Origin of the sequence: Streptomyces sp. NPDC126497 (genome assembly GCF_040302425.1) — a bacterium.
Classification (GTDB): domain Bacteria; phylum Actinomycetota; class Actinomycetes; order Streptomycetales; family Streptomycetaceae; genus Streptomyces.
Window position 1 is genome coordinate 39,375 of sequence record NZ_JBEORT010000035.1, and the last position, 20,259, is coordinate 59,633.

Sequence of the window (20,259 nt, forward strand, 5' to 3'; positions counted from 1 at the left end):
CCGTGTTCCCCGCCGCGCCCCGCCGTCGCGGGCGCACCGTGACGGTCACCGGCCCCGTCGCCCGGCGGGCTCGCGGGGCCGCCCGGGGCAGGGTCTCCCGCCGGAGGCGCGGGGCCGTCTAGTCTGCCGCCCGTGCGACTCCTTCTGACCACCGACACCCATCTGCCCAAGCGCGCCAAGCGCCTGCCCGCGCCGCTGCTCGACGAACTCCCGCGCGCGGACGTCGTGTTCCACGCGGGGGACTGGGTCGACACCGCCACCCTCGATCTCCTGGAGGACCGCAGCCGCAGACTGGTCGGCGTGTACGGCAACAACGACGGACCCGAACTGCGGGCCAGGCTGCCGGAGATCGCGTACGCGGATCTCGACGGGCTGCGCTTCGCCGTGGTCCACGAGACAGGACCGGCGCCGGGGCGGGAGAACCGGTGCGCGGCGCGCTTCCCCGGGATCGACGTGCTGGTGTTCGGACACAGTCACATCCCGTGGGACACCACCGCCCCCACGGGACTTCGCCTGCTCAATCCGGGATCGCCGACGGACCGCCGCCGACAGCCCCACTGCACCTACATGACCGCCACGGTCGCGGAGGGCCGGCTCACGGAGGTGGAACTCCACCGGCTGCCCCCGCGCTGACGGGCCGGGCCGCTTCGTGTCGGTGGAAGCGGCCCGGACGCTGCGATGGTTGCGCTCTCACGGACCTCCTTCCCACGATCGGAGGTGGTACCGGGCGACTACCCCTCCCCACCGGACCCACACACCCGTTCCCGGGTTTTTCCCGACCCGCCGCCACCGGCGTGTCCGCGCCACCGCCACACGACCACGGCGATCCGTCACCGCTCGTCGTGACCGGTGGGAGCCGAGGGGGCGGGGGACCGGTGGTGTCGGTGCTGGTCGCCGTGTCCGAGCCGGTGCAGTATGTGGCGAGTTGTCCGGCGGTCCGCTGCCGCACACCGTCCTCGGCGCGCCGTGCGCCGCGACCGTCCACCACGCACGCGCGAGCACCTCGCGCCGGGAGCGCCCATGTCTGACCAGCCGATCCCCCACGGGCCGGAGGCCGGCCCGTACGGCGCCAAGTCCCCCCGGACCCTCCGCCGGGACCCCGGGCCCGGCACGGAACCGACGCGACGCCGGGTCCTCGGGCTCGGCGCCGCGCTGGGGCTGGTCGCGGCGGGCGCCGCGGACGCCGCCGCCGCGCACCGCCCGGGCGGCACCGGGAAGCAACTGCGCAGCGCCGTACCGCTGCCCGAGCCGTACACCGTTCCCCTGCCGGTCCCGCCCGTGCTGGCGCCGACCGCCACCTCCGGGGGCACGGACCGGTACGAGATCACCCAGCGCCAGGTGACCGCCCGGATCCTGCCGGGGGTGACCACGACGCTGTGGACCTACAACGGCACCTACCCCGGCCCCACCATCGAGTCCCGCCGCGGCCGGCCGGTCACCGTGCTGCACCGCAACGAACTGCCGGTGCCGACCGTGGTGCACCTGCACGGCGGACGCACCCCGGCCGAGTCCGACGGCTACCCCACCGACCTCGTCCTCCCGGACGGCCGGCCCGGCGCCGGCTCCCGCCGCCGACGGCGCCGCGGTGGCGCGCACACGGCGCACGACCCGCGTGCGGTGACGAGCCGGGGGACCCGCGCCTACACGTATCCGCTCGACCAGCGCGCCGCGCTGCTCTGGTACCACGACCACCGGATGGACTTCACCGGCCCGGCGATCTGGCGAGGGCTGGCCGGGATGCACATCGTCCGCGACACGGTCGAGGACGCCCTGGACCTGCCCTGCGGCGAGCGGGAGCTGGCCCTGATGATCGCCGACCGGGCGTTCGCCGCCGACGGGTCCCTCTCCTACCCGGCCCTCGACCCGGAGCTGCGCGACCGGCCCGGAGTGACCGGGCCCTACGCGGCCGGAGTGCTGGGCGATGTGATCGTCGTCAACGGGGCGCCGTGGCCCGTCCACGAGGTCGAGGCCGTACGCCACCGGCTGCGGCTGCTCAACGCCTCCAACGCCCGCCACTACCGGCTCGAGGCCGTCACGGACGACGGGCGCCGGCTCGGCCTGGTGCAGATCGGTGCCGACCAGGGGCTGCTCGCCGCCCCCGTCACCCACACCACCCTGCCCCTGGCGCCGTCGGAGAGGTACGACGTGGTCATCGACTTCGCGGGTCTGCCGGCCGGCAGCCGGGTGCGCCTGCGCAACCGGCTCGGCAGCGGACGCACCCGCGAGGTCATGGCGTTCCGCGTCACCCGCAGGGCGCACGATCCCAGCACGGTCCCCGGCGTGCTCTGCGACGACCTGCCCGTCTGGCGGCGCTCACAGGCGGCCACCGTCCGCGAGTTCGCCTTCCGCGCCGGGAACCCGGAGCAGGGGCACGGCTGGGTCGTCGACGGCAAGCCGTTCGACCCGTCGCGCACCGACGTCCGCACCCGGCTCGGCGCCGTCGAGGTGTGGCGCCTCACCGCCGACGTCCACCATCCGGTCCACCTCCACCAGACCGGCTTCCGGGTGCTCTCCCGCGGCGGGCGCGCACCGCTGCCGCACGACGCCGGCCTGAAGGACACGGTGTCACTGGGGCCCGGCGAGACGGTGGAGGTCATCACCCGTTTCGACGGCTACCGAGGGCGCTACCTCTTCCACTGCCACAACGCCGAGCACGAGGACATGGGCATGATGGCCAACCTCGAGATCGTCTGACACGGAGATCGTCTGACACGCCCCGGAACCCCCGCCGTGCCGGTCCGCACGGGTCGCGGGCGCCCCCGCCGGGCCGTGCCGGACCGGCTCAGCCGGCCGACGGACCGGACCAGCCGGCCTCCACATGGCCGAGGCGCACCCGCTGCGGGTGGTCGCCGACGGGTACGGACACGGTCTTCTCGCCGGTCGCGAAGTCGATGGCGGTGACCCGGTCGGCGCCGCTCTCGGAGACCACGCAGGACCTTCCGTCACCGCTGACGGTCGCCCAGTACGGCTTGGACGCGGGGACGAGCGGCCCCTGCTGCAGGGTCGCGCGGTCGACGACCGTCGCGTAGTCGTCCATGGTGCCGGCCACGCACAGCTTGGTGCCGTCCGGTTTCATGGTGATGCCGTGGTGGCGCGAGTCGTTGACCCAGGTGGTGCGGTCGTCACTGGTGGCCGGGTTCTCCGGCAGGGTCTTGGTGCGGGTGATGCGGTCGGTGGCGACGTCGTACTCGAAGAAGCCGTTGAAGAACGAGACCTGGAAGTACAGCTTCGACTCGTCCGGGGAGAACGCGGCCGGGCGCACCGCGTCCGAGTGGCCCTTCAGGCCGGCGGCGTCGAGCCGGTTCCGCATGTCGATCACCTTGGTCTGCTTGAACGTGGCCGCGTCGACGACCGTGATGCGGCGGTCGCCCTTCGTCCAGTCCAGCCAGGGGGCGTCGAGCGCGGTGTTCACCTCGCCGATGGACATGTTCCAGATGGTCCTGCCGTCGCGGCTGAAGACGTTCTCGTGCGGCTTGTCGCCGGTCTTGAACGAACCGACCTCGTCACCGGTCACGATGTCCAGGACGTGCACGGTGTTGGAGGTCGACGCCGAGACCGCGACCCGCTTGCCGTCGGGGGAGACGGCCATGTGATCGGAGCGGTGGCCCGACACGGGGAAGCGCCAGTTGACCCGCCCGGTGGCGAGGTCGAGGGAGACGACGTCGGCGAAGCTGGGCCGGGAGACCACGACCGAGGTGCCGTCCGGGGTGGAGTACATGTCGTCGACGAACTGGTCGTGGCCCTCGCCGACGCCGTTCCGGATGGCCATGAAGTAGATCCAGCGGATCGGGTCGGCGTTGATCTCGGCCATCCGTTCGTCCTTGTCGGGGACGACGTCGATCCGCCCGATCCTCGCGAAGTCACCGGAGGACTCGATGACGTCGGCGGTGCCGTCCCAGTTGTTGCCCACGAACAGCACCTCGCGCAGGCCGGAGGAGCCGGTGGTGGTGGCGGCGGCTGCGGCGGGGGCGGTGGCGGTGAGGACGAGCGCGGCGGCGATGGCGCACAGGTGCCTGGTTCTGCGGACCGGCATGACGGCTCTCTCCAGAATCGGTAAGCATGTGCTCCGGGAAGCGACTTACTGAAAAGTAAGGAAGGGAGCCGTTCGCGACAAGACCGCGTACACGACAAAATCAGACGGCGTCGGCCGCCCTGTCCGAGGAACGGAGCGCGTGCCGGACGCCGGACGGCCGGCACACCGGACCCGCCGCGGCCACCGACGAGGACGGGCCGGCCGTGTCATCCGGTGCGGCGCCCGGGTGCCCCGGTCACCTCCGTACCGCCGTTCCTACTCGTCCCAGGCCTGGATCGTCACCTGCTCGGTGATCCTGCCGTTCCGCAGCGTGAGCACCGACTCCGACAGCACCCGCACCCCGTCCGCGTACCGACAGCTCTCGCAGTAGGCGGCGTGATCGCCCTGGACGACGCACGCCTCGAGGGTGTGCGTCATGTCGCGGCTGTAGACGTCGTCGAGCAGGGCGGCGATCTCGTCCCTGCCGTGCAGGACCCTGGGGTGGCTGGGCTGGGTGTTGCGGTCCACGATGCGCAGTTCCGCGTCGTCCGCGTAGAGCGACACCAGCGGCGCCGACGTGTCCGCCTCGACGCCCCGGCGCAGCGTGTCGGCGTCGAAGACGGGATGTGCCGCGGTTGTCATGATGACGCACCTCCTCCGAGGAGCCGCGGCCCGGTCCTCCGGCGGGCTGGAACGGCCCCTCCTACGAGCGTCCTGCGGTCCGCCGGGCACGGCAAGCCGGGCCCCCGCGCCGTCCGGCCGCGCTCACTCGGCCGCCGCCAGGAACTGCGTGGCCGCCAGCTCCGCGTACAGCGGATCGGCGGTCACCAGCTCCCGGTGCGTGCCGACGGCCCGTACCCGGCCCGCGTCCATCACCACGATCCGGTCGGCCGCCGTCACCGTGGACAGCCGGTGCGCGACGACCAGGACCGTCGTCGTGCGCGCCACGTCGGCGACCGTGTCCCGCAGCGCCGCCTCGTTCACCGCGTCGAGCTGCGAGGTCGCCTCGTCGAGCAGCAGCAGCCGGGGGCGGCGCAGCAGGGCACGGGCTATGGCGACCCGCTGCCGCTCACCGCCGGACAGCCTGGTGCCGCGGTGGCCGACGAGGGTGTCGAGCCCGTCCGGCAGCCGGGACACCAGTCCGTCGAGCCGGGTCGTCTTCAGCACCCGCGTCAGGGTGCCGTCGTCCGCCCCGGGGTTGCCCAGCAGCAGGTTGTCCCGCAGGGATCCCGACAGCACCGGCGCGTCCTGCTCCACGTACCCGATCGAGGCTCGCAGCCGCGGCAGTTCCCAGTCGGCCAGGTCCCGGCCGTCCAGCGTGATCACGCCGGAGTCGGGGTCGTGGAACCGCTCGATGAGGGAGAAGACGGTGGTCTTGCCCGCTCCGGAGGGACCGACGAACGCCGTCATGCCCCGGGCGGGCACGGTGAACGTCACCCCGTGGTGGACGTACGGCAGGTCGTCGGCGTACCGGAAACGGACGTCCTCGAAGGCCAGCGCGGCGGGCTCGGCGTCGGACGCGGGCAACGGCGCGGGCGCGGCGACCGGTTCCGCGGGCAGCCGCAGCGCCTCCTGGATCCGGGCGAGGGCGGCGCTGCCCGTCTGGTACTGCGTGAGCGCTCCGACGACCTGCTGGATCGGCGCCATCAGATAGAACACGAACAGCAGGAACGCCACCAGCGTCCCGATGTCGATGGCGCCGGTCGCGACCCGCGCGCCGCCCACCGCGAGCACCGTGATGAACGCGACCTGCATCGCGAGCCCGGCCGTGTTGCCCGCCGCGGCCGACCACTTGGCGGCGCGCACGCTCTGCCGCCACGACTCCCGCGCGGCCTCGTGCAGCGCGCGCTCCTCCCGCGGCTCGGCACCGGACGCCTTGACCGTGCGCAGCGCGCCGAGCACCCGCTCCAGCGAGGCGCCCATCATCCCGACCGCGTCCTGCGCCTGCCGGGAGGCCCGGTTGATGTGCGGCACGATCACCCCCAGCACCGTGCCCGCGAGCGCGATCACGCCCAGCGTGACGCCCAGCAGCACCGGGTCCACGAAGCCCATCAGCGCCACGGTCGCGAGGAGGGTCAGCCCACCCGTGCCCAGACCCACCAGGGAGTCGGTGGTCACCTCGCGCAGCAGGGTGGTGTCGGAGGTGATGCGGGCCATCAGGTCGCCCGGCTCGCTGCGGTCCACGGCGGTGATCCGCAACCGCAGCAGATACGACGACAGCGAGCGCCGCGCCCCGAGCACCACCGACTCGGCGGTGCGCCGCAGGACGTACGAACCCAGTGCGCCGAGCACGGCGTTGGCGACGACGAGCGCCGACATCAGCAGCAGCGCGCCGGTGATCGCCCGGTCGTCCGAGAGGTCGTCGATCAGGTCCCGGGCCACCAGCGGCAGCATCAGCCCCGTCGCCCCGGTCATCAGGGACAGTGCGGCGCCGCCCAGCAGCGCCCACCGGTGCGGCCGTACGTACCCGAGGAGCAGCCGCCAGGCGGGCGGACCGGATCCCTCTGCTGCGATGCTCACGTCGCCCCCCTCGGCGTCGGTCGGAGGTCCAGGCTACGTCGCGGGGGCGGCCCCGCCGCACGGCGGGCGGCGGAAGCGATCATTCCCGCGTAGGGTCGGGGGGACGGACACGGCGGACGAAGGAGTCAGCAGGATGGCGCAGGAAGTACGCGGCGTGATCGCACCCGGCAGGGACGAGCCGGTGCGGATCGAGACGATCGTCGTGCCCGATCCCGGCCCCGGTGAGGCGGTCGTCCGGGTCCAGGCCTGCGGGGTGTGCCACACCGATCTGCACTACAAACAGGGCGGGATCAGCGACGACTTCCCGTTCCTGCTCGGCCACGAGGCCGCGGGCGTGGTCGAGTCGGTCGGCGACGGCGTCACCGACGTCGAGCCCGGCGACTTCGTGATCCTCAACTGGCGCGCGGTGTGCGGGAAGTGCCGCGCCTGTCTGCGCGGACGCCCCTGGTACTGCTTCGACACCCACAACGCGCAGCAGCGGATGACCCTCGCCTCCACGGGCCAGGAGCTCTCCCCGGCCCTGGGCATCGGCGCCTTCGCCGAGAAGACCCTGGTCGCCGCCGGACAGTGCACCAAGGTCGACCCCGCCGTCTCCGCGCAGGTCGCCGGGCTGCTCGGCTGCGGCGTGATGGCCGGCATCGGCGCCGCGATCAACACCGGGAACGTCGGCCGGGGCGACTCGGTCGCCGTCATCGGCTGCGGCGGCGTCGGGGACGCGGCGGTCGCCGGGTCCCGGCTGGCCGGAGCGGCGAGGATCATCGCCGTGGACATCGACGACCGCAAGCTCGAGACCGCCCGCTCCATGGGCGCCACCCACACCGTCAACTCGCGCGAGACCGACCCCGTCGAGGCGATCCGCGAGCTCACCGGCGGCTTCGGCGCCGACGTGGTCATCGAGGCCGTCGGCCGTCCCGAGACCTACCGGCAGGCCTTCTACGCCCGTGACCTGGCCGGCACGGTCGTCCTGGTCGGCGTGCCCACCCCGGAGATGAAGCTCGAACTGCCGCTGCTCGACGTCTTCGGCCGCGGCGGCTCCCTGAAGTCCTCCTGGTACGGCGACTGCCTGCCCTCCCGGGACTTCCCGATGCTGATCGACCTGCACCTCCAGGGCCGCCTGGACCTCGGGGCGTTCGTCACCGAGACCATCCGGCTGGACGAGGTGGAGCAGGCGTTCGAGCGGATGCACCGCGGCGACGTGCTGCGTTCGGTGGTGGTGCTCTGATGGCCGCCCGCATCGAACGACTCGTCACCTCGGGGCAGTTCAGCCTCGACGGCGGCACCTGGGACGTGGACAACAACGTGTGGATCGTCGGCGACGACCACGAGGCGATCGTCATCGACGCCGCCCACGACGCCGACGCCATCGCCGAGGCGGTGGGGGACCGGCGCCTCACCGCCATCGTGTGCACCCACGCCCACAACGACCACATCGACGCCGCGCCCGCCCTCGCCGAGCGCACCGGCGCCACCATCTGGCTGCACCCCGACGACCTGCAGCTGTGGCAGCAGACCCACCCCGACCGCGACCCCGACTCCTGGCTCGTCGACGGCCAGGTGATCGAGGCCGCCGGCGCCGACCTCACCGTGCTGCACACCCCGGGGCACGCGCCCGGCGCGGTCTGCCTGTACGACCCGGGGCTGGGGGCCGTGTTCACCGGCGACACCCTCTTCCAGGGCGGTCCGGGCGCCACCGGCCGCTCCTTCTCCCACTTCCCGACGATCATCGACTCGATCCGGGACCGGCTGCTGACCCTCCCGCCCGGGACGAAGGTCCTCACCGGCCACGGCGACCCCACCACCATCGGCGCGGAGGCCCCGCACCTGGAGGAATGGATCGCACGCGGCCACTGAGCGGGCCCGCCGGACGACCGGCGCGAAAAGGCGACAGAAGATGTCCGGCTTACCCGTCACCCTCGAAGCGACAGCAGGAAACCGGTGACGGGAGGCCGTACATGACGGAGCAGCTCGAGGGCAGGGTCGCGCTGGTGGCCGGGGCGACCCGGGGAGCCGGGCGGGGCATCGCCGTGGAACTGGGGGCCGCGGGCGCGACCGTCTACGTCACGGGCCGCACCACCCGCGAACGCCGCTCCGAGTACGACCGCCCCGAGACCATCGAGGACACCGCCGACCTGGTCACCGAGGCGGGCGGCCGGGGCATCGCGGTGCCGACCGACCACCTGGAGCCGGGGCAGGTGAAGGCGCTGGTCGACCGCATCGCCGACGAACAGGGCCGCCTGGACGTCCTCGTCAACGACGTCTGGGGCGGCGAGATGCTCTTCGACTGGGAGGCACCCGTGTGGGAGCACGACCTGGACAAGGGACTGCGCCTGCTCCGCCTCGCCGTCGAGACCCACGCGATCACCAGCCACCACGCGCTGCCGTTGCTGCTGCGCCACCCCGGCGGACTGGTCGTCGAGGTCACCGACGGGACCGCCGACTACAACCGCGACCACTACCGCGTCTCCTTCTTCTACGACCTCGCCAAGTCCTCCGTCCTGCGCATGGCGTTCGCCCTCGGCCACGAACTCGGCCCGTGCGGCGCCACGGCCGTCGCCCTCACCCCGGGCTGGCTGCGCTCGGAGATCATGCTCGACCACTTCGGCGTCCGCGAGGACAACTGGCGCGACGCCCTGGAGAAGGTCCCGCACTTCGCCATCTCGGAGACCCCGCGCTATGTCGGGCGGGCCGTCGTCGCCCTCGCCGCCGATCCGGAGGTGGCCCGCTTCAACGGCACCTCCCTCTCCAGCGGCGGCCTCGCCCGGGAGTACGGCTTCACCGACCTCGACGGCAGCCGCCCGGACGCCTGGCGCTACATCGTCGAGGTCCAGGACGCGGGCAGGCCGGCGGACGTCACCGGTTACCGCTGATCCCGTCCGGACCCCGCCCCGGTGACCGCCCGGGTGGCCACCGTCACCCCATGACGGCGCACGCAGGGCGCTCCACGGAGTGCGGGGTTCTCATCACCGGGGCGGCACGCGGCACCGGCGCGGCCGCGGCACCGCGGTTCGCCGGGGACGTCGCGGCCGCCGTCGCCTTCCCCGCCTCCCGCGGCGCCGCACGGCTCACCGGTACCACCCCCACCGTCGACGGCGGCATCGCGGCGGTCGACGCGGGATTCCGGCGGGCGCTGGGCGGAATGCCGCCGCGGTGACCGGTCCTTCCGGTCCTGTCCACCGGATGTCACCGTTCGGTTGCACCCCGGCGTGTCCGTACAACCGATTCCTCCGCCGGGCCGTCTTTCTGGCAGAGTGCGCAGGTCATGCGCCCACTTCTGCGGAAAGGCAAAACGGACCATGGGGGACAAACGTAGGCGGAGTGCCGTCATCCTGGGGGTCACCTCACTGGTGGCTCCGCTCACACTCGCGCTCGGCGCGACGCCGGCGCAGGCCGCGAGCTGCACCACCTCGGCGGGCCCGTACCAGAAGAAGGTGGAGAAGTTTCTCGGCCGCCCGGTCGACGGGAAGCAGTCCTCCGCCGACTGCAAGGCCATCCGTGCCTTCCAGACCAAGCACGGCATCACGCCGAACGTCGGGTACGCCGGCCCCGTCACCTGGGGCGTGATGGACCTGATGAACAAGCAGAAGGCCGTCGGGAAGAACCCGAACAAGGCGGGCAAGTGCCCCACCAACAAGGGCCGTATCGCCTGCGTGAACCTCACGCTCCAGCTCAGCTGGATCCAGGACGGCAAGAAGCTGGTCTACGGCCCGGTCCCGGTCCGCACGGGGCGGAACGGGTACGAGACCCGCACCGGTCTGAAGAAGGTCTACTGGCGCAACATCGACCACGTCTCGACCATCTACGACGTGCCGATGCCCTACAGCCAGTTCTTCGACGGCGGACAGGCCTTCCACTCGGTCGGCGTCAGCATGTGGAACCCGCCCGGCTCCCACGGCTGCGTCAACATGACGAAGACCGCCGCCAAGAAGTACTGGTCGCTGCTGAAGAAGGGCGACGACGTCTACGTGTACGGGCGCAAGCCGGGCACCTGATCGCCGGGGGCGCCCGGCCCGCCGGGCGCCCCGCATCCGGACGCCTCCCCGAGGGCCGGGTGTGAACTCACCCACGTTCCTTGGCAGATGGACGTGATCAGCGACACTGCCCGAAATGCCCGACGTGCGTGCGATTACTCACAGCGTCTTCACGTCCGGCCCCGTATGCTTCACGGCATGTCCACCACTGTTGAACCCTCTTCCGAGCGATCGGCTGACGAGGTCAACGAGGAGATCCGGGCCCTGTGGCTCCGGTCGGGCGGGACACTCAGCGTCGAACAGCGCGAGGAGTACCAGCGCCTGGTCCAGGAGTGGGCCTCGGCCCTCCCGCAGCCGGCCCGGGCCGCCTGAGCGACCCCGTATCACCCTCCCCTCGGCCGGGCACCCGTCGTCGAACGGGTGCCCTCCTCACACCGACCCCGGCCCTCCGCCACGGCATCGTCGACTTCGCCGGCGGGCTGCCGTCCCGCCGTGTGCCGCACGCCGCCGTCCCCTGTCCGCCGGCACCCCCGTCGGCCCCGGCCTCCTCCGGGGGCCCTGTCCGGCGTCGGCAGCGCCGCCGCCGTGCGCTTCCTCGACCGTGGCCCGAGTCACGGCGCGATGAGCGTGGTCGTGCCGGTGAGCACCGTCACCGGCGTCGCCGTGGAGCACGTCGCCCCGGGCCAGGACGATCCCGCGAGCGGGCTGTGGCCGGTCGTCGCAGGCCGGGTCGCCGCGGTTCCCGGCGCCCCGGGATCCCGCGGCCGCGGACCCGCCGCCCGCTCAGCCCCATGTCGCCGAGTAGCGACGCCGGTACGCCTTGCGGTCCTGCTCCGCCCGGATCCAGCGCGACGCCACCAGGGCGACCAGACTGCCCGCGATCACCAGCAGCCCCGGGCCGACGTTGCGGGGGTCGGCCAGCCGGGACAGCAGCGTCGACGGGTCCGGGACGATGCCCCGCACCGGTGTCGACGATCCCGGCGAGGCGGTGTCCGCAGCCGCCGCGCCCCGCCCGTCCGACGGAGCGGGGGAGGGGGCCGCCGCACCGCCGTCGGCCCCGGGCGCCACGACGAGCCGTACACCGAGCCGCGCCAGCGCCTTGGTCACCGGCTGGAAGTACGTCGTACCGCCCGTCCGGCAGTCACCGCTGCCGCCCGACGTGACGCCGAGCGCGATGCCCTCGGAGAACATCGGGCCGCCGCTGTCCCCGGGTTCGGCGCACACGTTCGACTCGATGAGACCGCTGACCGTGCCCTCGGGATAGTTCACCGTCGCGTTGAGCGCGGTCACCTCACCGTCCCGCAGTCCGCTGGTGCTGCCGCTGCGGAACACCCGCTGGCCCACCGCCGGATCCGCCACCCCCGTGATCCGTACGCCCTTGCCGCCACCGACGGCCACCACGCCGGCGCCCTCGCCGGCCCGCCCGCCGGCGTACTCGATCAGCGAGTAGTCGTCCCCGGGGAAGCTGCCGCCGACCGTCGTCCCGACCTCCTGCCTGCCCTGGCCGTCGGCGAACCACACCGATCCGTCGGGCCCGCAGTGCCCGGCCGTGAGGATGAAGTCCCGTCTCCCGTCCGTCACGTTGAAGCCCGCCGAACAGCGGCCGGCCGCCGACAGGATGGGCCGCGCCCCGTTGAGCCGGGTGGTGAAGGCGCCCTCGCTGCGCTCCATGCGGACGAAACCGCCGATGCCGTCGGCGACTTCGGTCAGTTCGGACCAGTCCTCCGCCGACACCGTGCTGTCGCCCCGGACCACCACCTCGTTGGTCCGGTAGTCCACGGCCCACGCCGTCCCGGGCACCCGCGGCGCCGAACCCAGTGTCTCGGTCGCGGACTTGAGGTCGTCCATGCTGTGCCGCACCATCCTCGGCTCGGCGCCGGCCGCACGCACCTCGGCCGCCGCCTCCTCGTCGGTGACCGCGACCACCGCCTTGCCGTCGTCGGCGATCCAGCTGCCCGCCGTACGGGACGTGCCGAGCTTCGCCACCAGGCCGGCGCCCGGTCCGGCGTCCGCCGTCCCCTCGGCGGTGGCGAACGGAACCGCGCCGGGCGCACGGGGCTCACCGGCGACGGCGTGGGTGACCATGGTGGCCCCCAGGAGGAGTCCGCCGACGGCCGCCAGCCGTGTCACTCGCCGGACGACCCGTCGTCGTGCGTGCCTCATGCGTGGCTCCCGAACCTCGGCGGCGCGGTGCGCACACCGCGAGGGCCTCCCCTCGAGTCGAAGGCCCTCTTCCCATACGGGCCCGCGGCCCGGCGCGTTCAGTCGGGCACGGTCCCGTCCGCCCCGTCGTCCCGGCGCCCGTGAGCGGCGGGGCCCCTATCGTGTGCCCATGACCAGGACCCCGCACGAGACGTCCGGTGAACCGAATCCGCTGCACGCCCTCGACCCGGACCGACTGCGCCGCCGCACCGGACGGCACCCTGCGGGACGCCCCCGGCCGCCCGGGCCGGGAGCTCGGCTTCGTCGCACGGCGTCCGGGCGCCTAGACTTCCCCGCATGGACGACGCGTTGAGGGACCGGCTCGGGGCGGGGAAGTACCTGTTGCTCACCAGCTACCGCAAGAACGGCACCCGCGTCGCCACGCCGGTGTGGGTGGTGCGGGACGGTGACGCGCTCGGGGTGTGGACCGTCGCCGACTCGTGGAAGGTGAAGCGGATCCGCGCCCGCGCCGACGTCCTCGTCGGCCCCTGCGACGTGCGCGGCAACCCCACCGGCGACCAGGTCCCCGCCACCGCGGAGGTCTGCGACCCGGCGACCACGGCCCGTTACCGCAAGCTGCTCGCCCGCAAGTACGGCGTCCTGGGACGGCTGACCCTCCTAGGCAGCCGGCTGCGCCGGGGAACGGACGGCACGGTCGGGATCCGCGTCACCCTCTGAACCGCGTACCGGCCCGTCCGGCGGCCCGTCAGGTCCAGGCCCGGAGCGGCTCGTCCACCAGCTGGAAGACCGGCTCGCCCCGCACCGGGTCCTCGGCCGTCGACAGCCGTACCCGGTCGCCGCCGTGGATGCCGATGGGCGGCCCCATGACCCGGCCGCGCACCACGAACCCCTCGGCCATCTCGATCAGGGACACATTGCGGGCCGCCGGGGTGTTGCGGTGCAGCACCGTGGAATGGCGGACCGTCCCGAGGCCCTCGCTGCGCTCCGTGCGCAGGTCGCTGCCCTGGCAGACCGGACAGAGCAGCCGGTGGTACATGGCGGTGCCGCACCAGGTGCAGCGCTGGAAGAGCATGGCCTCCGCGTGGCCCTCGCCCCGGGGGTCGAGGAGGCCCGTCGTGGAGCCGGCTGCCTGCTGAGCGACGCTTCCTGAGTGGTGGTACACGCTGGTCAACTCCCTGCGCTCGGCCGGAATCCCGCGTGCGCGGTCACCCGGCACGCACGTGCCGGTGCGCCCCGCCGCCGTGCACAGCCACAGGTTATGGCACTCAGTGCCACTAGTAAAGGCACTCCGTACCCTCGGCTGCGGGCGGGCGGGCGTGCCGGGTCACCCGCGTCCGAACGCGGTCCCCGGCTCCCGCACCACCCGCCACAGCGGTGCCCCGCGGGGCCGGGTGAACCTCGTTCGCCGCGCCGACGGGCCCGGCGCCGAACGCGGCCCGCACACGTCCCGGCGCACGGCCCACCGCGGCCTCCGCGCCCCCCTCCCGTGCGAACGCGGCACCGGGAGGCCCCTGCCGGCACCCGGCGCGCACCGGCCACGGAACCCGGTACCGCCGCGCCTCCTTTCCGCAGGTCGTCCCTATGATCGAGCCACCGCCGTCCCGAGGAGCCCGTATGCCGCCCGCCCGCCCCCGCGTCCTGTACGTCACCGACCTGGCCTACCCGGCCCGCGGACGCCGCTACGGCGACGAGGACGTCTTCCTCACCTCCCGGCTGCGCGAGCACGCCGACCTCGCCCTGTGCCACCCGCGGGACGCCGTCGCCCTGATGGACGGCTTCGACGCCGTCGTGGTCCGCAACAGCGGCCCGGTACTGGAGTACCAGGACGCCTACGAGGCCTTCCGCGAGCGTGCCGCCACGACCGGCACGCCGGTCTACAACCCGCTCACCGGCCGGGGCGACATGGCCGGCAAGCAGTACCTGCTCGACCTGACCGCCGCCGGCCGTCCGGTGATCCCCACCGTCGACCGGCCGGAGGACCTGCACCGGCTGCCCGCGACGGAACGGTACGTGGTCAAGCCCAGGCTCGGCGCCGACTCCATCGGGCTGCGCGTCGTCCCCGCGGACGAGGTGCGCGGCCTCGTCGACGGGGACGTCCTGGTGCAGCCGCACATCGACTTCGCCTACGAGGTCTCCTTCTACTTCGTCGACCACGACTTCCAGTACGCCCTGTACGCCCCGCACACCGGGCGGCGCTGGGAGCTGGAGCCGTACGAACCCGGCCCGGACGACCTGGCATTCGCCCGGGGCTTCATCGACTGGAACACCCTCGACCACGGCGTCCAGCGCGTCGACGCCTGCCGCGCGCCCGACGGCGAACTGCTGCTGGTCGAACTGGAGGACCTCAACCCCTATCTCTCCCTCGACGCCCTCGACGACACCGGCCGGGAGGCGTTCGTGTCCGCCCTGACGGCGTCGCTGCGCCGTTTCCTCCACACCGCCTGAACCGGCGGGTCCTTCGTCACGTGTCCCCCCGCGCGGGCGGGCCGCCCCGCCGCCCGCCGCACCGCCGTCGCCCGCTTCCAGCTCCGGTACGGCGGCCGGGGCGACGGGACCGGCGTCCACGGCGACCACACCGGCCTCGCGCTGGAGTCCCGCACCGCGCTGCCGGACGGGCTGGCCCGGTGGTCACCGCTCCTTCGGCACCCGGATGTCCAGTACGCACACGTCGTCGCGGCGTTCGTCCTCCAGCATCGTCTCCAGCAGCGACCCCAGCGACCCGGTCCCGTCGCCGGGGTGGGCGGCCACGGCCTCGGCGAGACGCCCGAAGCCCACGTCGATGTTCTCCGGGGGCCGCTCCACCAGGCCGTCCGTGTAGAGCAGCAGCCGGTCTCCGGGCTCGAGACGGCACTCGGCCTCCTCGAAGCGCGGCCCGGTGGCACCGCCGAGCAGCATGCCGCTGGGCCGGCGCAGGTACGTCACCTCGCCGTCGCGCAGCAGCAGGGGCGGGGTGTGCCCCGCCTGGGCCCAGACCAGGCGCCGCTGCGCCGGCCGGTAGCGGGCCAGCACCATGGTCGCGGTGGCGTGGCTGTCCCGGGAGTGCAGCAGCAGGGTGTTGAGCCGGGCGAGCGCGCCGGTCAGCGAGGAGCCGGTGATGACCATGCCCTTGGCGGTGAACCGCAGCTGGGCCATGGTGGCCACGGCGCCGATCCCGTGCCCGGCGACATCGCCGATGACGAACAGGGCGTCGCCGTCGGGCAGCTCGATGGCGCTGAACCAGTCGCCGCCGACGTGTATGCCGGCCTGGGCGGGAAGGTAGGCGACCTCGACGCGCAGCCCGGCCAGGTCGACCGCCCGCTCGGGCAGCGGCAGCAGGGCGTTCTGCAGCCGGGCGACCAGGGACCGCTCGGCCTGGAGCACGTCGTGCTGGGTGAGGATGGCGCGCTCGGTCTCCACCAGGGCGAGCTCGGCCCGGCGCCGCGCGGTCAGGTCCTGCAGGAAGCCGTGCACCTCGACGGGGGTGCCGCGCAGGTCGGCCACCGCCTCGGCGGCCAGGCGCAGGTGCCGGACGCCGCGCGCGTCGCGGATCCGGAACGGGGCGTCCAGCGGTATCCCCTCGTGGACCAGGGCGCCGACGACGCGCTCCAGCGCGGACCGGTCCTCGGGCACCGCCAGTTCCGGGAGGTCGACGAGCCGGACGGGGCCGTCCGCGGGGTCGCGGCCGAGGATCGCGAAGACCTGTGACGACCAGGACGCCTCGCGCGTCGCCAGGTTCCAGTTGGCCCAGCCCAGGTTGCCCAGCCGCTGCAGGTCGGCGAGCCGCTGCTCCTGCCGGTCGGAGGAGGCGTGCCGGACCCAGGTGACGACCAGCACGTCCTTGGACCGGGTCATCCGTACGGAGTACGTGGCCGGCTCGGTGACGCCGTCCACGACCTCCTGGTGGACGAACGGCTCGCTCTCGTACGTCTCCCCGGTGGCCTGGGCGTCCAGGCAGCCCTGCCACACCGGCGTGTCCACCAGGTCGGGACGCACCTCCCGCAGCCGCCGCCCGGCCGGATCGCTCCCGGTGCCGCCCAGGATGTCGGCCGCCCGCGGTGTCACGGCGTCGATCCGGAAGTCCTCGGTCACGCCGCACGGGCCGGGCAGCGGGGTCAGCAGCATCGCCGCCACCGGCAGCGCCGTGAACAGTGCCCGTACGGAGTCCGGGAGCGGGTCGGCCGCGGGCCCGGACGGGGCGGTGAACGTACGCAGCCGGTCGGCGCAGAGCCGGACCACTTCGCGCAGACGGGCGCGGTCGCGCGGGGTGAAGGGGCCGGAGCGTTCGCGCAGCACGCCGACGCAGATCCCGGGGCTCTCCCCGCCGGGCAGCGGCAGCCAGGCGTGCGAGCGCCATCGCTCGGGCGGATCGCCGATCAGCAGGTGGCGCCTGCTGTCGTCGGCGAAGTCCTCCGGCCAGAGGGGTTCGCCGGATTCGAGGGCGTCCAGCACGGCCACGCCGCTGAAGGGGGGCACCTGGCGCCACCGGGCGGCCAGCCGTTGGTCGATCCCGGCGTGGCCGAGCAGTTCGAGACCGCCGCCGGTCCGGCGGGTGTAGATCATGACGGAGTCCGCGGCCACCTCCGGCCCGAGGTGTTCCAGCAGGCAGCGGGCCAGCTCGTGGGGCGTGCCGGTGCGCACGAGGAGCCGGGCGAGGCGGGCCAGGGAGTCGGCGACGCCGTCGGGGGTCGGGGGAGCCGCCGGCGCATCGGTCCCGGGGCGGGCGGCCGTCGCGTCCCCGGTGTTCCCGGAGGGCCGCGCGGAGAGCCCGTCGGCCCGGGAGGGAGCCAGTTCCCCCAGAGTGATCCAGCACTCCTCCAGCAGGGTGCGGCGGGCCGCCCCGGCACGCTGGAGCAGGGTCTCGCCGGCGGCGTCGGCGGAACAGCCGCTCAGCGCCATCACGACGCCCTTGGCCCGCTCCACGACGGCCGATGTCGCGGCCTGCTCGCGCAGCCGGTCCATCTCGGCGCGCTGCTGGGCGACGACCCTGGCCAGTTCCACCAGGTCCGGCGCGGCTCCGGGCTCCACCGGGACAACGGGCTCCCTCATCACGCGACGAGCATCGCACACGTCCCCGGGTTCGTTGACCGGCTTGTCCGCCCGGAATCCGCGGACGTCCCCGACCAGGGGGTTGTGACGCGCGGGTCCGGTGGGACCCGCGGTCAGCGGCCGGACCCGGTCAGGGCCCGGGCGACCGCCCGTACGCTGCGGGCGATGTGCTGGAGCTGCATGACCTCGGCCGCGTAGAGCTTGATCGTGTGCTCGATGACCTCTTCGTGCAGTCCGGTCCGGGGCAGCTCGACCCGGGCGGTCCGCAGGGCGGTACGGGCCACCCGGATCTCGTGCTCGACCTGGATCCGGGCGTGCCGGGCCAGCAGGACGGGGTGCCGGACGAACGCCGGGTAGCCGGCGTAGCGCGCGGGCACCAGCTCGCGCAGCCACCTGACCGCCGAGCGTTCCCAGTCGTGGCTGCCGGGCGTCTTGACCTGGCAGGGCCAGTCGGGGCCGGGGCGCGCGGTCGTCGAGGGCATGGGCATCGCTTCCGGGTGGGCGGCGTCGCGCGGGCGGGCGACGGAGTGGGGCGGCCCCGGGCCAGGGGATGACCGGGGCCGCCCCGAGTGGCCGGGCACGGGGATGCCCGGCCGGGCACCCCGGCCGCCGGGGCGGGCAGGAGCCGGCGGCTCCGGGTGCTCGTGCAGGTGCCCGGCGCCGAGCGGCCGGGCGGTGATCCATGAGAAGTATTTATATATGCCTTCCGGTTTGCAAGACGTATGAAAACATTCATGCGGGTCGTGGCGGGTCCGGTCCCGCGGGGCGATCCGCGGGGGGTCTCAGTCCCGGAGGAAGAACCGGTGCGCGTCGGCGACGTGCTCGTACTCGTCGAGCCGTGCCCGGGTCCGCTCCGGATCCGCGTCCGTCATGGCCTGCAGCAGTGCCGCGCACATCACGCCCGGGGCCGCGTAGGAGTCGAAGACCAGCCGGGACCCGGTGCCGGTGGCGAAGGTGACGTCGGCCTCGTCCGCGATCGGGCCCAGCGCCAGATCGGTGATCAGCGCCACCTTCAGCCCGGCGTCGCGGGCGACCCGCACCGCCGTCAGGGTCTCCTGGGCGTGCCGCGGCATGGAGAACGCCAGCACCCAGGTGCCGCCCGCCTCCCGCGACTGCAGCAGCGCGTCGTAGGCGACGCTGCCGCCCAGCGTCACGAGCCGGACGTCCGGGTGGATCCGACGGGCGGCGTAGGCGAAGTACTCGGCCAGGGAGACGGAGATGCGCAGCCCGAGGACGGTGAGCGGTGCGGAGGCGGACAGCCGGCGGCCGACCTCGACGAACCGGTCGGCGTCGGCGAAGTCCCGCCGCAGGTTCTCCAGGTTCTCGATCTCGGCGTCCACCGCCGCCTGCAGCTCGTTGCCCCGGATCTCCTCGGCGGGGCCGTCCGGACGGGCGCCGAGCGTGATCGACCGGAGCCTCTCCCGCAGCGCGGGGTAACCGCTGAATCCGACCGCCGAGGCGAACCGGGTCACCGAGGGCTGGCTCACCCCGACCCGGTCCGCGAGATCCGTGATCGACAGGAACGCCGCCTCGGTGACGTGCTCGATCAGGTACTGGGCGATGCGCCGCTGGCCGGGCGAGAGCCGGGACCGGTCGAACAGGGTGCGGAGCTGGGCCGTCGGGGACGCCTCCGGGTCCTGCCCCGCCCTCCTCGAAGTGATCGCGGACGCCTGGGCGCGTGCCTGCTGGGGCGATCGCACCGGTGTGCCTCCCTCGTCTCCCACGGGAGTTCAACATAGCCGACCCGCCGAGGCGCGGGCCGTCCGCCGGAGCGAACCGGTCCGCCCCGTCGGGGATATCCGGGCCCTCCGGGGGAACCCGACGGCGCAGCGAAGCAGAAACCCCCTGACACACCAGGAGCCACCGGACATGACCGTCCCCGAGGAGAACCGGCCGAAGACCCGGGACACCGACGACGTCGTCGAGCAGCGACAGGACAAGGAGACACGCGATCAGGGCGGCACCGGCCGCACGATGCGCGAGGCGCTGGAGGAGGCCGAGGTCAAGCCCGACGACTTCCAGGAACGCTAGACCGCCCACCGTCCCCGCCCCGACCACGTTTCAGGCAGGTGAAAGCATGAGCGCCCTGAGCGCGCTGGAAGACGCCCTGGAGAAGCGGTGGGAAGCGCTGTGGGCGCGCCTGTTCGACCGGGAGCCGGTCGAACTCGTCGACGCCCTGCGGCGCGAGTGCGACGACCATGCCGTGGTGTGCCGGGCGGGCCGGGTGATGGTCCCCAACGCCTACGACGTGGAGCTCGCCGAACCGGTGCACGAGGAACTGACCCGTCGCGGCAGCCGGGTGGGGCAGGCGCTCACCGACCGGCTGGCCCGGCACGCCGCGCGCCACGGCTACGAATGGGCGGGGCCGCTCGCCGTGCACGTCCGCCGGTCCGCCGAGGTGCCCAACGGCCGCTTCCGGGTGGCGAGCAGCGTCATGCCGCACGTGAGCGCCGCGGGTTTCCAGCGGGCGGGGGGTTAGGGCCTCTCGTTTGGATCATGTCGGCGTCGCGGGGCTTGGCACGCGCATCTGCCGCGTTGTCGTCAGTTGCCAACGCTCCGCGTTGGCGCCCT

Annotated in this window: 20 protein-coding genes; 12 read left to right on the forward strand and 8 right to left on the reverse strand. The window is 73.6% G+C overall.

What is annotated here, in order from left to right:
• The first annotated feature begins 132 nt into the window (after window positions 1–132).
• Complete coding sequence (locus ABTY20_RS17050) at window positions 133–633, forward strand: metallophosphoesterase family protein (protein ID WP_351997803.1); 501 nt, start codon at window positions 133–135, stop codon at window positions 631–633.
• 387 nt (window positions 634–1,020) lie between these two features.
• Complete coding sequence (locus tag ABTY20_RS17055) at window positions 1,021–2,694, forward strand: multicopper oxidase family protein (protein WP_351997804.1); 1,674 nt, start codon at window positions 1,021–1,023, stop codon at window positions 2,692–2,694.
• An 88-nt stretch (window positions 2,695–2,782) separates the two neighbouring features.
• Here ABTY20_RS17055 and ABTY20_RS17060 read toward each other — a convergent pair whose 3' ends face one another.
• The 3 genes from ABTY20_RS17060 to ABTY20_RS17070 all read right to left on the reverse strand — a co-directional run bounded on the left by ABTY20_RS17060 (window position 2,783) and on the right by ABTY20_RS17070 (window position 6,532).
• A complete protein-coding gene (locus ABTY20_RS17060) occupies window positions 2,783–4,033 on the reverse strand; it encodes a YncE family protein (protein WP_351997805.1) in 1,251 nt (416 codons plus the stop codon).
• A gap of 255 nt (window positions 4,034–4,288) precedes the next feature.
• Window positions 4,289–4,654, reverse strand: coding sequence for a nuclear transport factor 2 family protein (locus ABTY20_RS17065; protein ID WP_351997806.1), 366 nt, complete (start codon window positions 4,652–4,654; stop codon window positions 4,289–4,291).
• A 123-nt stretch (window positions 4,655–4,777) separates the two neighbouring features.
• Complete coding sequence (locus ABTY20_RS17070) at window positions 4,778–6,532, reverse strand: ABC transporter ATP-binding protein (RefSeq protein WP_351997807.1); 1,755 nt, start codon at window positions 6,530–6,532, stop codon at window positions 4,778–4,780.
• Between the two features lie 133 nt (window positions 6,533–6,665).
• Between ABTY20_RS17070 and ABTY20_RS17075 the strand changes: the two genes are divergently transcribed.
• From ABTY20_RS17075 to ABTY20_RS17100, 6 genes are all read left to right on the forward strand, one after another.
• Window positions 6,666–7,754, forward strand: coding sequence for an S-(hydroxymethyl)mycothiol dehydrogenase (locus ABTY20_RS17075; RefSeq protein WP_351997808.1), 1,089 nt, complete (start codon window positions 6,666–6,668; stop codon window positions 7,752–7,754).
• Window positions 7,754–8,383 (forward strand): MBL fold metallo-hydrolase, encoded by a 630-nt coding sequence (locus ABTY20_RS17080; RefSeq protein ID WP_351997809.1) that lies wholly within the window; start codon window positions 7,754–7,756, stop codon window positions 8,381–8,383. The genes ABTY20_RS17075 and ABTY20_RS17080 overlap by 1 nt, the downstream gene beginning before the upstream one ends.
• A gap of 101 nt (window positions 8,384–8,484) precedes the next feature.
• Window positions 8,485–9,399 (forward strand): SDR family oxidoreductase, encoded by a 915-nt coding sequence (locus tag ABTY20_RS17085; protein WP_351997810.1) that lies wholly within the window; start codon window positions 8,485–8,487, stop codon window positions 9,397–9,399.
• Window positions 9,400–9,449: 50 nt separating this feature from the next.
• Complete coding sequence (locus ABTY20_RS17090) at window positions 9,450–9,683, forward strand: hypothetical protein (protein WP_351997811.1); 234 nt, start codon at window positions 9,450–9,452, stop codon at window positions 9,681–9,683.
• A 142-nt stretch (window positions 9,684–9,825) separates the two neighbouring features.
• The gene (locus ABTY20_RS17095) at window positions 9,826–10,521 is read left to right on the forward strand and encodes a L,D-transpeptidase family protein (protein ID WP_351997812.1); all 696 of its coding nucleotides are present in this window, start codon (window positions 9,826–9,828) and stop codon (window positions 10,519–10,521) included.
• 165 nt (window positions 10,522–10,686) lie between these two features.
• Complete coding sequence (locus ABTY20_RS17100) at window positions 10,687–10,872, forward strand: hypothetical protein (RefSeq protein WP_078661831.1); 186 nt, start codon at window positions 10,687–10,689, stop codon at window positions 10,870–10,872.
• A gap of 411 nt (window positions 10,873–11,283) precedes the next feature.
• Here ABTY20_RS17100 and ABTY20_RS17105 read toward each other — a convergent pair whose 3' ends face one another.
• On the reverse strand, window positions 11,284–12,663 hold the full coding sequence (locus ABTY20_RS17105; RefSeq protein WP_351997813.1) for a S1 family peptidase: 1,380 nt from the start codon (window positions 12,661–12,663) through the stop codon (window positions 11,284–11,286).
• A gap of 336 nt (window positions 12,664–12,999) precedes the next feature.
• Here ABTY20_RS17105 and ABTY20_RS17110 point away from each other — a divergent pair, with 336 nt between their 5' ends.
• On the forward strand, window positions 13,000–13,380 hold the full coding sequence (locus ABTY20_RS17110; protein ID WP_351997814.1) for a PPOX class F420-dependent oxidoreductase: 381 nt from the start codon (window positions 13,000–13,002) through the stop codon (window positions 13,378–13,380).
• Window positions 13,381–13,408: 28 nt separating this feature from the next.
• Here the strand turns inward: ABTY20_RS17110 and ABTY20_RS17115 are convergent, their stop codons facing one another.
• Window positions 13,409–13,825 (reverse strand): Zn-ribbon domain-containing OB-fold protein, encoded by a 417-nt coding sequence (locus tag ABTY20_RS17115; RefSeq protein WP_351997815.1) that lies wholly within the window; start codon window positions 13,823–13,825, stop codon window positions 13,409–13,411.
• Between the two features lie 452 nt (window positions 13,826–14,277).
• Between ABTY20_RS17115 and ABTY20_RS17120 the strand changes: the two genes are divergently transcribed.
• Complete coding sequence (locus tag ABTY20_RS17120) at window positions 14,278–15,108, forward strand: ATP-grasp domain-containing protein (protein WP_351997816.1); 831 nt, start codon at window positions 14,278–14,280, stop codon at window positions 15,106–15,108.
• Between the two features lie 183 nt (window positions 15,109–15,291).
• Here the strand turns inward: ABTY20_RS17120 and ABTY20_RS17130 are convergent, their stop codons facing one another.
• The 3 genes from ABTY20_RS17130 to ABTY20_RS17140 form a co-directional block, all read right to left on the reverse strand.
• Entirely contained in the window at window positions 15,292–17,688 is a 2,397-nt protein-coding gene (locus tag ABTY20_RS17130; RefSeq protein ID WP_351997817.1) for a SpoIIE family protein phosphatase, read from the reverse strand.
• A 113-nt stretch (window positions 17,689–17,801) separates the two neighbouring features.
• Window positions 17,802–18,176 (reverse strand): hypothetical protein, encoded by a 375-nt coding sequence (locus tag ABTY20_RS17135; protein ID WP_351997818.1) that lies wholly within the window; start codon window positions 18,174–18,176, stop codon window positions 17,802–17,804.
• A 294-nt stretch (window positions 18,177–18,470) separates the two neighbouring features.
• Window positions 18,471–19,388 (reverse strand): MurR/RpiR family transcriptional regulator, encoded by a 918-nt coding sequence (locus tag ABTY20_RS17140; RefSeq protein ID WP_351997819.1) that lies wholly within the window; start codon window positions 19,386–19,388, stop codon window positions 18,471–18,473.
• A gap of 169 nt (window positions 19,389–19,557) precedes the next feature.
• Between ABTY20_RS17140 and ABTY20_RS17145 the strand changes: the two genes are divergently transcribed.
• Window positions 19,558–19,719, forward strand: coding sequence for a hypothetical protein (locus ABTY20_RS17145; RefSeq protein WP_351997820.1), 162 nt, complete (start codon window positions 19,558–19,560; stop codon window positions 19,717–19,719).
• Window positions 19,720–19,765: 46 nt separating this feature from the next.
• Entirely contained in the window at window positions 19,766–20,167 is a 402-nt protein-coding gene (locus tag ABTY20_RS17150) for a DUF3662 domain-containing protein (protein ID WP_351997821.1), read from the forward strand.
• Window positions 20,168–20,259 lie beyond the last annotated feature (92 nt).

Coding starts and splice junctions, on each gene's coding strand:
- ABTY20_RS17055 (WP_351997804.1), top strand. CDS start 1,021: ATGTCTGACCAGCCGATCCCCCACGGGCCGGAGGCCGGCCCGTACGGC.
- ABTY20_RS17060 (WP_351997805.1), bottom strand. CDS start 4,033: ATGCCGGTCCGCAGAACCAGGCACCTGTGCGCCATCGCCGCCGCGCTC.
- ABTY20_RS17065 (WP_351997806.1), bottom strand. CDS start 4,654: ATGACAACCGCGGCACATCCCGTCTTCGACGCCGACACGCTGCGCCGG.
- ABTY20_RS17075 (WP_351997808.1), top strand. CDS start 6,666: ATGGCGCAGGAAGTACGCGGCGTGATCGCACCCGGCAGGGACGAGCCG.
- ABTY20_RS17080 (WP_351997809.1), top strand. CDS start 7,754: ATGGCCGCCCGCATCGAACGACTCGTCACCTCGGGGCAGTTCAGCCTC.
- ABTY20_RS17085 (WP_351997810.1), top strand. CDS start 8,485: ATGACGGAGCAGCTCGAGGGCAGGGTCGCGCTGGTGGCCGGGGCGACC.
- ABTY20_RS17090 (WP_351997811.1), top strand. CDS start 9,450: ATGACGGCGCACGCAGGGCGCTCCACGGAGTGCGGGGTTCTCATCACC.
- ABTY20_RS17095 (WP_351997812.1), top strand. CDS start 9,826: ATGGGGGACAAACGTAGGCGGAGTGCCGTCATCCTGGGGGTCACCTCA.
- ABTY20_RS17100 (WP_078661831.1), top strand. CDS start 10,687: ATGCTTCACGGCATGTCCACCACTGTTGAACCCTCTTCCGAGCGATCG.
- ABTY20_RS17105 (WP_351997813.1), bottom strand. CDS start 12,663: ATGAGGCACGCACGACGACGGGTCGTCCGGCGAGTGACACGGCTGGCG.
- ABTY20_RS17110 (WP_351997814.1), top strand. CDS start 13,000: ATGGACGACGCGTTGAGGGACCGGCTCGGGGCGGGGAAGTACCTGTTG.
- ABTY20_RS17120 (WP_351997816.1), top strand. CDS start 14,278: ATGCCGCCCGCCCGCCCCCGCGTCCTGTACGTCACCGACCTGGCCTAC.
- ABTY20_RS17130 (WP_351997817.1), bottom strand. CDS start 17,688: ATGAGGGAGCCCGTTGTCCCGGTGGAGCCCGGAGCCGCGCCGGACCTG.
- ABTY20_RS17135 (WP_351997818.1), bottom strand. CDS start 18,176: ATGCCCATGCCCTCGACGACCGCGCGCCCCGGCCCCGACTGGCCCTGC.
- ABTY20_RS17145 (WP_351997820.1), top strand. CDS start 19,558: ATGACCGTCCCCGAGGAGAACCGGCCGAAGACCCGGGACACCGACGAC.
- ABTY20_RS17150 (WP_351997821.1), top strand. CDS start 19,766: ATGAGCGCCCTGAGCGCGCTGGAAGACGCCCTGGAGAAGCGGTGGGAA.